The organism is Cytobacillus sp. IB215316 (genome assembly GCF_033963865.1).
Taxonomy (GTDB): Bacteria; Bacillota; Bacilli; order Bacillales; family SM2101; genus Nanhaiella; species Nanhaiella sioensis.
On the sequence record NZ_JAXBMC010000002.1, the window covers coordinates 180,893 to 193,227 of the forward strand.

The following is a 12,335-nucleotide window of genomic DNA, read 5'->3' on the forward strand; positions in this document are numbered from 1 at the left end:
TGCTTTTCTCCCCTCAATTCTCATAATAGTGCATGAACACTTCCTCTAATGAAGGTTCCTCAATGTTAATATCCGTTAATTGGAAATTGTATAATTGTTTAATTAGCGCAGTCGCGTTACCACTATATAAAAAATGCATTTCATCACCAACTACTTCTTGATTAATAACACCCTCTAAGTCCAAGCCTTGAGGCGGTTGTTCAGAGAACAGAATTGAGACTTTTTTAAATTGATTATGGCGGAGCTGTTCAATCTGTTCTACTTTCAATACCCTTCCCTCTTTAATAATTCCTACTCTATCACACATTTTTTGTACTTCACCTAAATAATGCGATGAGAAAAAAATAGTTGTTCCATCATTCCTTAACTCATGAAGTAAATCAAAGAACGTTTGTTGTATTAACGGGTCTAATCCACTTGTAGGTTCATCTAAAATTAATAGCTTCGGTTGATGAAGAAGAGCTTGGATAATTCCTACTTTTTTTCTATTCCCAAATGACAAATCTTCGACCTTTCTCGTTAAATCTAAATCTAACCTTTCCGCTAATTCATTAATTTTAGCTGTAGCATCTAGTTTATAAAATTTCGAAGAATATTGAAGTAGATCTTTGGCTTTCATATCATCGTAGTAATGTACCTCTGAAGGAAGATAACCAATTATTTTGCGAATTTCTTTCGAATCTTTTACTACATCCATTCCGAAAACAGTAGCACTTCCTTTCGTAGGATATATTAAGTTTAATAATGTACGGATGGTTGTACTTTTCCCTGCGCCGTTAGGTCCAATAAATCCAAATATTTCTCCTTCTTCTACTTCTAAGGTAACATTTTCAATTCCTCGATTTTTACCAAAAAACTTCGTTAAATTATCCATCTGAATGGCATTCACGGTATTCCCCTCTTTCTATTAATGAGAAAACATTTCACTTTTTGTGCTTTTTATTTCTCTTATTAAAATAGTATCCACCTCTCCTCACAAATAGCACATAAAATAAAGATGGCATAGGGGCTTGTATTAACGCAATGATTCCCCACAGCCAATAGTTATGCCCATGTCTTCTTGCGTCAAAAAATAACAAGGTACTTTGAGTAATTAGTATGATGGCTACAATTGGTATAACAACTAATTCTTCGCTAGTCATCCATCAGCCACCTGCTTATCTTTTGTAAAATAAACGATAATTGGAAGGATGGCAGTGACAACAAGTTGTAATGCAACAAAAATTGCTGGCGATTGAGTTAATATCACAATTAACCCGGAGCCTACGGTCAAGATTATCAAAATGTATATGAGTATATCTCGTATAAATTTCTTTCTCAAAGCTAATTTATCCGCTATTATTTTTTGTTCAAGCCAGTTTAAATCTGGTGTTTCGATTGAGAACTGATGATCGATACTTGCTAAGCCTTTATTAACCTCTTCCACAGTGCTCTTATAGCTTTTTTTATCGTCGATGTGTGTTACTTTGTTTTTCGTCACTAATTTTCAACTCCCTTCTAATCTTATCTATACCATAATGAATACGTGATTTAGCCGTACCTACTGATATATTAAGCATTTTTGATATTTCTTCATACGTATATCCATAATAATGCTTTAGTACAATCGGGATTCGATAATTACTAGCTAATTGTCCCAATGCTTGATTAACATCAGCCCACTCCTCATTTTGAGTTTCGAACTGCCATCTCATTTCCCGCAAAGCTTGCATTTGTTCAAGCCATTTTTTTTCACGTTTGTTTTTTCTACATTGATCTATATAAACATTTGTAGCGATAGAAATGAGCCACGAAGAAAAAGCCGACTTCCCATTGTATAACCTTATTTTTTCTATGCATTTTGTCATCGTTTCTTGAGCAAGTTCCTCTGCCAAATTGTAATTCATTGTGACTTTTATTAAATACTTTACTAAAAAGGGATAATGATCTTGAAATAATATTGCAAAAGCTCGTGAATCTCCTCGTCTTGCATTCTCTATCAATTCCTGTTCCTGCATACCCACCCTCCTTCATGGGAACCCAAACACCCCAACCTTCGAGTCAATAATAATACGTTATACATGATAGATTCGTTCAAAAAACCTTACATAAATTCGTAATAATTTTGAAAAGTATATTTAGATGACAGTGAACTATGATTATTCACTGCCTATACATATTATAAACAAATCTTTAGCTTAAGATTAAAACGATTAAAGTACTCTTGAAATAACGTTGTATTTTTACGAACATTTTTATTAATTCATTTTATATTATTCGTGATTTAGTTGACATCTATTTAAATAATTGTTATATTATCCTCTGGTTAGAGCAAAAAAAATATTTGTAAATTCACAATATAAAGTCAATGGAGGATTTCTCATGAATTTTGATTATGATGTAATTATTGTCGGTGCAGGACCAGCTGGTATTTTTACTAGTTATGAAATTTCCTTAAAAATGCCTCATGCCAATGTCCTATTAATAGATAAAGGTCACGATATATACCGTAGACATTGTCCAATTCTAGAGAAAAAAATCCAAAAATGCCCTCCACCAGCTGGAAAGAAAGATTTTTCAGGTTGTTTACCAGCATGTTCAATAACAAACGGGTTCGGTGGAGCAGGAGCATACTCTGATGGAAAATTTAATATTACAAGTGAATTTGGTGGATGGATGACAGATTACCTGCCTAATTCTGAAGTTGTTGATCTTATAAAATATGTTGATCAAATTAACTTACAACACGGAGCTACAGAAACAATTACAGACCCATTAACTTCCAAGGTTCGTGACATTGAAAAAAGAGGTTATGCAGCAGGTTTAAAATTATTACGTGCTCAGGTTCGTCACCTTGGAACAGAACAAAACCTTCAAATACTACAAAGTATTTATGAATACTTAAAAAGAAAAATAGAGATGAAATTTAAAACTGAAGTTGCCGATATCATTACAGAGAAGAGTGACGGTCATCATACGGTGAAAGGAATCGAACTTACGAACGGTGAAATTATAACATCAAAAAAAGTTGTTATTGTTCCTGGACGTGACGGTTCCGCGTGGCTATCAAATATATTTAGAAAACGACGACTCAACATGATAAATAACCAAGTAGATATCGGTGTTCGGGTTGAGACATCAGATATAGTTATGGAGGAAATTAATACACATTTATATGAGGGTAAATTTGTATTCAATTCTTCTGTAGGAACAACCGTTCGGACGTTTTGTAGTAATCCATCTGGTCATGTTGTTGTCGAAAACCATTCAGGGATCATGCTAGCTAATGGACATTCGTACAAAGATCCTAACTTAGGGAGTAGCAATACTAACTTCGCTCTACTCGTATCACATAAATTTGCTGAACCATTTGATCAACCAAATGAGTTTGCACACGAAGTATCTAGATTAGCAAACCGTTTATCAAACGGCGGGATTATCGTTCAAAAGTATGGTGATATCTTAAAAGGTCGCCGCTCAACTGAAAAAAGAATGAAGGAAGGGTTTTTAGAACCAACTTTAAAAGAAGCCGTACCTGGAGATTTAGGTCTTGTATTACCTTATAACACGATGAAAAGTTTAATAGAGATGACAGAAGCACTTAACCACGTTACTCCTGGTCTTGCATCTGAACATACACTTTTTTACGGAGTTGAAGCAAAGTTTTATTCAGCACGACCGAATCTTAATAATAAGTTTGAATCAGAAATAGATGGACTTTATGTTGGTGGTGATGGGGCTGGTATCACTCGTGGCCTTGCTCAAGCTGGTGCATGTGGTGTATGGATTGCCCGTGATATTATTGAAACAATTAAATAGTTCAGTAGTTTAATAGTATCAAGTAACTACTTTTTTAAAACCACATGGGCATCAATATAACCCATGTGGTTTTCCTCGTTGCTATTATTTATCTTTTTAATGTTTGAACTACGAAATTTGTTATGATGCTGCAGACTCATCCACCTTTGCAGATCGTTTATTTTGTGACAACATTAAAGTAATCGCCATGCCGATAAATGTAAGCACAATTCCAAGCATTTGTAGAAAGCTAGGTCGAAAACCTGTAATCATTGTATCGAGTAAAATGGCTACAATTGGATCTAAAAAAACTAACGCTGATATTAAACCTGCTGATAGATGTCTCACACTTCCAAAAAATAAAAAATAGACAACACCTGTATGGAGAGATCCAATGAGTGTTACAGCAATCCAATTACTTGTTTCTAACCCAATAAACGCTTCAAAATTAACAAAAGGTAATAACAAAATCGCGCCGAGTGTTGTTTGAATGACAGTCACTGCATATGAACTTAATTGGCGAATGTTTTTGCTTAATAGTGTAAGAAAAGCATATAACACAGCTGCTAAAAATGCCCAAATGAGACCAGATGAAAGTAATTCGCCAAATGGTGTATTAGTTCCTAAACCCGAAACGAGCATTGTTCCTAGAAAGCAGACGCTTATCGTTAAAACAGTCACAACAGTTAACTTTTCTTTATAAAAAAGACTACCAAGCAGTAAAACAATCACAGGGGCTAAATAATAAATTGATACAGCAACAGTAACAGGCATCATCTCGAATGCTTTAAAAAGAAACACCCAATTTAGCACTAATATAAGACCACAAAAAATAATTTGTTTTACTTCATGTTTGTTCCACTTTTCCGAAGCGAATTTTCCTGTTAATAACCAAAATACGCCTAAAAAAATTGAAGCAAAAACACATCGCACAAAAACTAATTCAAACGCATGAAGTCCAGTTTTTGCAGCTACAAATCCAATAGATCCAAAAATACTCATAGCTACAATCATGCCAACCATTGCTGCCGATTTCTTTGATCTCGAAAACTTTGTCTTCACTAACAATGCTCTCCTTTTTGTCCGACTTTAGTTTATTTCTATTGGAAATGCACTATATACTCTGACTGACATTAAATATTAATTATAAATAATTTCAAAAGCATTGTAAAATTTGCAAAATAATAAAAATTAAAGTAATGTACAAGTATTAAAGGTAATCTCGATTACTTCAAGGTAAATCACTTGTTTATTTTTCATGAATGTTTTATTAAAAATTGCATATATTAAATTTTGGACGAATTGTTTTTAAGTAAATCGTTTCCTGAACAAATGTAGCTATCCAAAATCGGATGGCTTCTCTTGTTACATCACTTAGGAGGTTGATTGGATGGTATTTGGAAAAAAGGTTATCAAAGAAATTGAAACAGAAGAAACAAAAATATGGGTATGCTCATCTGAGTTGTGTAATTGTTGGGTACGAGATAATTTTAGAAGTAAAGATCAAACTACTTGCCCAGCTTGTAATAGTGAGATGGAGATGGCATTTAAAGAGTTGGAAATCGTTCACAATAACTCCATTATTTCATAACCTCAATAATATTATCTATCAACGAACCATATTAACCATTAATAAATCATATCAATAAGCATAGTTTGTATATTCAGAAGAAACAATTACGATCCGTGCCATCATCATGTGTGATCAAATATGACAATGATGGCACGGGATTGATTGAAACATGAAATCGTCCAAGGACAGTCACAAAATGACTTAAGCCACTAATCTTCTGGTAGAAAAACCACCACCTTCATAGGTAGCAACCTCCAACACTCTTTAAAATTAACTTAAATTCTCCCATGAAATTCAGCTATTTTTTCTTTCATTTCAAGTCTTTTGCTCTCGATTTTTCTAAATTTACGCAGAGATATCAATGATATGATAGAAAGAAGGAAAAACCCTATATAAGTGATACTATGATTTTGCTGAATAATATTTGTTTTCATCAATTCCATCTCCTCCCCAAGCTTTATGAAGCACTATTCCCATTCATACATTTTTTCTATTAAAATCGATACCTAGTTTAAAAGTGCATGCTCTCAGCTGCATGTAAATCCACCGTGCCGTTCAAAAAGAGCCTTTCAATTATGTATTAATAAATATAAATCCACCTTCTATTTTTTGCACTTTATTATAACATCCATTATACGATTTATTATGACTTTTACGTACCCTAAATAATTTTAAAGTATCATACTAATATTTTCCTAAGCATTCCTGTTGCATTGCGACAAAATTAGGTGTATATTTTATATTATAATAATTAGGAGGCTAACTAAATGGATGATTATCTCAACCATGTTGGTTTCAACTTAAAAGTAGTTGCTAGAACACTTACAAATATACAGAATAACAAATTAGAGCAGCACGGAGTAACGATCGCACAATACCGCGTCCTTTATCATCTAAAAGAAAAGGAAGGCTTATCACAGTCAGAGCTACTTGATGCTTTGCAAATTAAACCTTCCTCATTGACAGGGTTAATTGAACAACTTGAGAATAAAAAACTTGTGACAAGAAAATGTGACAGTAAAGACGGACGTTTAAAAAGACTCTATTTAACTAACCAGGGTTCTGAAAAGATTGAGCAGTTATGGAATATTATTGTCGAATTAGAAAATGAGCTTACAAGTGGATTTTCACCAGAGGAAAAGGCCCTTATGGTATCTTGGTTAAAGAAGTTGAAAAGAAATACTTGCAAGGAAGCAAATGAATAAAGAGAGTATAATCTTGACTCCCCTCTTAGATATCATCTACCAAATATCCATATCTGACTAGTTCATTAACATTAACCACATTGGTTAATGTTAATTATATTATTGCCACTTTAAGGATGATGGTTGAAAAAAAATATTTACAAATAGTTAGGAAGCTAATAAATTACAAATGGGGGAATATGCATGAATAATAGAAGTGAAATCTTAGGTACCGAACCAATACCCAAACTTTTGTCTAAATTATCGATTCCTGCAATGATCGGCATGTTAGTTATGTCGCTTTATAACGTTGTTGATACAATTTTTATAGCTAAAGGTGTAGGGACACTTGGAGTTGCTGGCGTATCAATAGCCTTTCCTTTGCAATTGATATTGTCTTCAATTGCTGCTGCCATTGGTATAGGTGGTTCGGCAGTCATATCAATTAAACTTGGGCAAAAAAAGCAAGAAGAAGCTAATCATGTTTTTGGTAATTTTCTTGCTTTATTACTCGGCTTAAACTTAATAGCAATTACTCTTGGACTTTTATTTCTAGAACCGTTACTACGACTTTTCGGTGCAACGGATTCCATCCTTCCTTATGCAATGGATTATTTAAGCATTATTTTATTAGGAATGATCTTTTTTGCATTTGCCATGTCTTCGAACAATATTGTACGCGCAGAAGGTAACGCAAAAACAGCCATGATAACAATGATTGTTTCATCGATTATAAATATTATCCTTGATCCTATATTTATTTTCACATTAAATATGGGTGTCAAAGGTGCTGCCATCGCTACTATTATTTCACAAGTTGTTGCAGCGCTTTATATATTTAATTATTTCTTTATAAGTAAGAAAAGTAGTTTGAGCATTTCATTTAAACATCTCAAACTAAAACTATCATATATTAGATCCATTTTAACTATCGGCTCTTCTGCTTTCATTAGACAAATCGCAGGTAGCATTATGTTTGTTGCAGTAAATAGGATGTTAATTATTTACGGTGGTGAGCTTGGGGTAGCAGTATTCGGAATGATTCATAAGGTAATGGCGCTATCTGTCATGCCGATGTTCGGAGTTATTCAAGGCTTGCAACCTATTGTTGGCTTTAACCATGGGGCGAAACAGCCTGAACGTGTGAACGATACAGTAATGTTATCCATTAAAGTAACAACAATTATTTCAACTGCAGTATTCGTAATTGTCCTAGCATTTGCTAAACCATTAATTTCAATTTTCACATCTGATGTTCAGGCAATTACGATGGGTGAAAATGCGCTCAGAATTATATTTGCACTCATGATCACAGTTGGTTTCCAAATGGTAATTGGAGGTGTTTATCAAGCACTTGGCAAAGCTAAACCAGCATTCATATTATCAATGGCTCGCCAAGTATTATTTTTAATCCCTCTCGTTTTATTATTACCTCGTCTGTATGGATTAACAGGCGTATGGCTTGCTTTTCCGCTAGCTGATTTGTTTGCATTTATCATAACTTTTGCCTATGCATGGAAGGATCGTATAATTACTTGGAAGAAACAAACACAAAATAGCAATGCAAATGCCTCCGCCTAGTATAAATTGACAATAACTGCAATAATTGTATTCTCCCTTACATTATGTTTTTTTAAAAATGATGACAATAGTGTTTATTCTCCCTACTTATAATAAATATTACTTTTGCTACACACATAGTATATTTATATAGTAAAAAAGATTGATCGGCATAGCGATCAATCTTTTTTAGGTTCTATTCACGAAGTTTGTTTAAAAAGGGTTTGTATTGGACAATAAATACCAACTCACCTACTTTATTAAAAATACTATAAGAATTCACAAAAATGATCTTGATTTACAGCTATACATGCATTAATATGGAAATGCTTGCAGAAAATACAGGTTGCTTTGTTAACTCGACTATGTATTTAGCAATTAACTAATGTACTAATGTTAACGTTACCACTTTTAGAAAGGGAGACACGGATGAAAATTAAAACAAAACTGTTACTTTCATATTCATCTTTAATAATAATCCTCATTATCCTGGGGAGTTACGCCGTTGTTAATATTTCTAATATTAACGAAAACGGCAAACATATAGTAGATGAAAGACTAGTACCTACCTCTTCAATTGGTAGAATTGCACAGTATGCTAGTAACACGCGAATTCAAATGCTCCAAGCTTTAGTCAATGAAGATAGTTCAATGACAGCAAAGGCAAAAATTAGTATGGATACCGTTGATCAAATGTTACTATACTATAAGGAAAATTCAATGACTGCTGGAGAAAAAGAAATTTTCCAACAATTAGAAGATGATTGGGAACTATTTAAAGAACGAGTCTCTGAAAATACTGAGTTTATTATGCAAGGTCAATATGAAATGGCTCGTGAAGGAATTGCATTAAGTGGTGATCAATTCGACAAAGTTGAGGACAAAGTCGGAAAACTCATGAAGGTTAATATAGATCTTGCTAATGAACTATCATCACAAAACAATAAAATTTACCAATCTACAAAAACGTTATTATTGATTGGTCTAGTCATAGCAATAATCACTTCTTTTGTTATCGCACTAATCGCAGGAAGGAAAATTACTAATCCTTTAAAAACGATAAGCATGCGTGTAAGTCAAATTGCTGATGGAGAATTAACGGGTGAACCCATCAAAATAAAGACTAAAGATGAATTATTTTTGTTAGGAAATGATATCAACACAATGCAAGATAATTTAAAAGTGTTAGTTAATAATGCAGCTGAAGCAGGAGATCAACTCGCAGCAGCAGCTGAAGAACTAAGTGCAAGCACAGAGCAAAGTTCATTAGCTACTGAACAAATGGCAACGCTGGCTCAACATTCGGCTGAACGTGTTGAGAAACAACTACAAGGTATTAATAATATTTCTTCAACGATTAAGAAGGTATCTGACAATACATTAGAAATAGCACTTAACAGTAGTGACATGGTAGAAATCTCTAAAAAAGCAACTGCTGCTTCTGAAAATGGCTCTATTATTGTTACAAAAGTGGTTGAACAAATGAATATGATCACTGATATAGTAACTGACAGCACAAGTCAAATATATCAGCTTGATCAAAAATCCAATAAGATTAGTAATATTATTAATATTATTACCGATATATCAGAACAGACTAACTTGCTTGCCTTAAACGCTGCTATCGAAGCGGCTAGAGCAGGAGAAAATGGTAAAAGCTTTGCTGTTGTTGCAGATGAAGTAAGGAAACTAGCAGAAGAAACAAAGCAATCCGCATCACAAATTGCTTCTGTATTACATGAGATACAGAATGAAACAAGAAGCTCTGTAAAACATATGAGCGAAGGTTCAGACAAGGTAAATGAGGGCATTACCTTAACAGAAGAAGTAAATGACGTATTCGGCAATATATCTCAATTAATATCTGACGTTGCTACGAAAGTAGACGAGGTTATGCGTTCTATCCAAACGATGGCTGAAGCAAATGAGCAATTAGTTTCAAGCTCAAAATCTGTAGAAGAAATGGCACATTCATCTGTTTTAGCAAACCAAGAAAGTTCTGCAGCTTCTGAAGAACAGTTAGCTACTACAGAAGAAATCACAAGTTCCGCAGAATCCTTATCTGCCTTAGCCGATAAATTGCATAATCAAATATTGAAGTTTAAAATAACTTAAGTAAAATTCACTATAGTTAACGATTCTTCGATGGAACTGTAGTAATGACATTAAGTTTACTTATCACTTTTTATAAAACTCAATAAGTTACAAATATAAAAAGCGTGTTTGATAAAAGATTGATCAAAGCACGCTTTTTATGTATTCTCTTTGCCACATTCTATTATAGTGCCGGCTTCTTATATTACTTCATAATACGATTTATTGTGTCGAAACCTTTTTCTCTTTTCCTTATGCATGTGATAATACAGATTAATCATTAACAAGCTATCTTTCATTACTGGTATTCGTAAAATAACGTTTAATTCATAGTTGAAAAATGATTTCTATGAATAAACGGTATGTATTATATGGTTAAGTGAGATTTTTTAATAATTTTCCAGCCTTGCCTTTCCATGCATTTGCTATGTCTGTACATTTTAAAATTTCCTCTATAGCTTCTTTATTCTTCTTATCATGAAATAAAACTTGGTTAGCAGACCAGATGGACACGTCATTTTGTGCACGCTCGATTAATTTGATCTCTGAGTTACAGTTCACAGCACCTTCTTTAATGACCTTAAAGAAATAACCAGTATACCCTGTTTCTACGAATCTAGATAGTAGAGAATCAATTTCGTTGAACTTCGAAATCGTATTACAAGGAATTCTGCCCTGTGAAACTTGAACAATTGCATCTCCAAGAGCAAATATATCTCCTATAAAAATATCTTTCTCAAGCATATTCCTCACTGTTATATTTTCACCAAATGCTGGTGGTTCAATAGATTTATTAAACTCTTTTTCAAACTGTAAGTAATGCTCATATGGATAAACACAAACTGCTCTATCTGGTCCACCATGATATTTTTGATTAGCTACTCCATCTCCTACAAACCCCTCTGTTGTTAAAAACGCTTCCTCAATGATTTGTTTCCCTATGCCTGAATCTTCGGTTTTTCCATTCCAAACATAACTTTTGGGTTGCCCAATACTTATAGAAACTATGTTTCTTTCCATGTTAATCACCTCAATTTTCCATTAACGTTTTTATTCTAGCTGTTATTTTGAATATGTTCAACATTTTCCTTTTATGCTCAATTGCTTCATATAATAATCTTAGGAAATTGAACATCGGCAAATGAAGTGACAACCCTATCCAAAGCTCATCTGCAGAGGTGTGAACTTACCCAACAAACGACTGTCAACAATTTATAAGATGAAATGATAACGGTGAACATATTAATTGTTAAGAACGGTAACATACATAATATATGAAACCTGATTCGTTATTACTTTTTTGCTGGTTACATCGTGCGATACGACCAAACGTTAATACGATTGCCATCAGGGTCGAAAAAATGGAATCCTCCCCACCCTTCCAATGGATTCCCTGCTATTTCTGATAATTCCATATGCTGATCTTTGAGTCTATTATATGTTTCATAAAATTTTTCCGGTCTAATATCAAAATATGTACGTACTGCTGGATTCCCTCTAACTGGTTCATCAATTTTTTCTAGAAAAATATTATCCATTAATGATCGTTGATGAACGTTGAAATCATACGCATCTTCCGTTTGAAGATGAGCATATCCTTTCTCTTGGTCTTCAATGACCTTCAAGAAACCTAGATGAGTCGTATACCAATCAACAGCTTTGCTTATATCAGTTACACCGATTCTTGCATTGATCTCACCAAATCCTAGTAGTCTAGCATCAGGGTAATGATCCTTCTCTGTAGGGTTTTCAAAAACTGTAAATCGAGCATTTTCAAATCCATAAAAATCAAACGTTTTCAAACCATTTACTAATGTGACCTGTTTTGAGTAAGTAATGCCATGCTGTTCAAAATAGTCAAGTGTATTTTCTATACTGCCAATTTCAAAACACAGCCTTACATTACCTTCTTCCCCAGTTTCATTTATGAAATGGTCTATATCGGAATCAAATGATTTTACCGTAACTACTCCTAGTCTAGGCATTTTCAAAAAAGCTTTTTTCCCCAATGGTGTCTGAACCTGATCTAGACACTCCCATCCCATATGTGTTGTGTACCATTCTACTCCTTCGTCAAATCGGTCCCACGAAACCATGATGAAGCCTCCATCCCAACGAAACATAACCAATCACACTCCTTAACAATA

The 12,335-nt window shown here is 33.7% G+C and carries 12 protein-coding genes; 5 read left to right on the top strand and 7 right to left on the bottom strand.

Going from position 1 to position 12,335, the window contains the following annotated elements; genetic code table 11:
* Nucleotides 1–13: 13 nt before the first annotated feature.
* Genes SLH48_RS05235 through sigY form a run of 4 tightly spaced genes read right to left on the bottom strand, consistent with a single transcriptional unit; the run spans nt 14 to nt 1,997 of the window.
* Entirely contained in the window at nt 14–889 is an 876-nt protein-coding gene (locus SLH48_RS05235) for an ABC transporter ATP-binding protein (RefSeq protein ID WP_320257274.1), read from the bottom strand.
* 34 nt (nt 890–923) lie between these two features.
* Complete coding sequence (locus SLH48_RS05240; RefSeq protein ID WP_320257275.1) at nt 924–1,142, bottom strand: sigma-Y antisigma factor component; 219 nt, start codon at nt 1,140–1,142, stop codon at nt 924–926.
* Nucleotides 1,139–1,480 (bottom strand): YxlC family protein, encoded by a 342-nt coding sequence (locus tag SLH48_RS05245; protein ID WP_320257276.1) that lies wholly within the window; start codon nt 1,478–1,480, stop codon nt 1,139–1,141. Before SLH48_RS05245 ends, SLH48_RS05240 begins: the two co-directional genes overlap by 4 nt.
* Complete coding sequence (gene sigY / locus SLH48_RS05250) at nt 1,446–1,997, bottom strand: RNA polymerase sigma factor SigY (RefSeq protein ID WP_320257277.1); 552 nt, start codon at nt 1,995–1,997, stop codon at nt 1,446–1,448. The genes SLH48_RS05245 and sigY overlap by 35 nt, the downstream gene beginning before the upstream one ends.
* A 364-nt stretch (nt 1,998–2,361) precedes the next feature.
* Here sigY and SLH48_RS05255 point away from each other — a divergent pair, with 364 nt between their 5' ends.
* Nucleotides 2,362–3,798, top strand: a complete 1,437-nt coding sequence (locus SLH48_RS05255; RefSeq protein ID WP_214482352.1) for an NAD(P)/FAD-dependent oxidoreductase — start codon at nt 2,362–2,364, stop codon at nt 3,796–3,798.
* A gap of 120 nt (nt 3,799–3,918) precedes the next feature.
* On the opposite strand, the gene SLH48_RS05260 is transcribed toward SLH48_RS05255, so the two are convergent.
* Nucleotides 3,919–4,839: a DMT family transporter gene (locus SLH48_RS05260; RefSeq protein ID WP_413785395.1), complete on the bottom strand. Its 921-nt coding sequence runs from the start codon at nt 4,837–4,839 to the stop codon at nt 3,919–3,921.
* 328 nt (nt 4,840–5,167) lie between these two features.
* On the opposite strand from SLH48_RS05260, the gene SLH48_RS05265 reads away from it, so the two are divergent.
* The 4 genes from SLH48_RS05265 (at nt 5,168) to SLH48_RS05280 (ending at nt 10,209) form a co-directional block, all read left to right on the top strand.
* The gene (locus SLH48_RS05265; RefSeq protein ID WP_320210574.1) at nt 5,168–5,368 is read left to right on the top strand and encodes a cold-inducible protein YdjO-related protein; all 201 of its coding nucleotides are present in this window, start codon (nt 5,168–5,170) and stop codon (nt 5,366–5,368) included.
* Between the two features lie 749 nt (nt 5,369–6,117).
* Nucleotides 6,118–6,555 (top strand): MarR family winged helix-turn-helix transcriptional regulator, encoded by a 438-nt coding sequence (locus SLH48_RS05270; RefSeq protein WP_214482349.1) that lies wholly within the window; start codon nt 6,118–6,120, stop codon nt 6,553–6,555.
* Between the two features lie 183 nt (nt 6,556–6,738).
* The gene (locus SLH48_RS05275; protein ID WP_320257278.1) at nt 6,739–8,115 is read left to right on the top strand and encodes an MATE family efflux transporter; all 1,377 of its coding nucleotides are present in this window, start codon (nt 6,739–6,741) and stop codon (nt 8,113–8,115) included.
* Nucleotides 8,116–8,523: 408 nt separating this feature from the next.
* The gene (locus SLH48_RS05280; protein ID WP_320257279.1) at nt 8,524–10,209 is read left to right on the top strand and encodes a methyl-accepting chemotaxis protein; all 1,686 of its coding nucleotides are present in this window, start codon (nt 8,524–8,526) and stop codon (nt 10,207–10,209) included.
* Nucleotides 10,210–10,563: 354 nt separating this feature from the next.
* Here the strand turns inward: SLH48_RS05280 and SLH48_RS05285 are convergent, their stop codons facing one another.
* Both SLH48_RS05285 and SLH48_RS05290 read right to left on the bottom strand, forming a co-directional pair.
* Nucleotides 10,564–11,208, bottom strand: a complete 645-nt coding sequence (locus SLH48_RS05285; RefSeq protein WP_320257280.1) for an MOSC domain-containing protein — start codon at nt 11,206–11,208, stop codon at nt 10,564–10,566.
* 287 nt (nt 11,209–11,495) lie between these two features.
* Nucleotides 11,496–12,311, bottom strand: a complete 816-nt coding sequence (locus SLH48_RS05290) for a VOC family protein (protein WP_320257281.1) — start codon at nt 12,309–12,311, stop codon at nt 11,496–11,498.
* Nucleotides 12,312–12,335 lie beyond the last annotated feature (24 nt).

Excerpts from the sequence above, each read along its gene's own strand:
- SLH48_RS05285 (WP_320257280.1), bottom strand. The coding sequence starts at position 11,208 with ATGGAAAGAAACATAGTTTCTATAAGTATTGGGCAACCCAAAAGTTAT.
- SLH48_RS05240 (WP_320257275.1), bottom strand. The coding sequence starts at position 1,142 with ATGACTAGCGAAGAATTAGTTGTTATACCAATTGTAGCCATCATACTA.
- SLH48_RS05275 (WP_320257278.1), top strand. The coding sequence starts at position 6,739 with ATGAATAATAGAAGTGAAATCTTAGGTACCGAACCAATACCCAAACTT.
- sigY (WP_320257277.1), bottom strand. The coding sequence starts at position 1,997 with ATGCAGGAACAGGAATTGATAGAGAATGCAAGACGAGGAGATTCACGA.
- SLH48_RS05270 (WP_214482349.1), top strand. The coding sequence starts at position 6,118 with ATGGATGATTATCTCAACCATGTTGGTTTCAACTTAAAAGTAGTTGCT.
- SLH48_RS05290 (WP_320257281.1), bottom strand. The coding sequence starts at position 12,311 with ATGTTTCGTTGGGATGGAGGCTTCATCATGGTTTCGTGGGACCGATTT.
- SLH48_RS05255 (WP_214482352.1), top strand. The coding sequence starts at position 2,362 with ATGAATTTTGATTATGATGTAATTATTGTCGGTGCAGGACCAGCTGGT.
- SLH48_RS05280 (WP_320257279.1), top strand. The coding sequence starts at position 8,524 with ATGAAAATTAAAACAAAACTGTTACTTTCATATTCATCTTTAATAATA.
- SLH48_RS05265 (WP_320210574.1), top strand. The coding sequence starts at position 5,168 with ATGGTATTTGGAAAAAAGGTTATCAAAGAAATTGAAACAGAAGAAACA.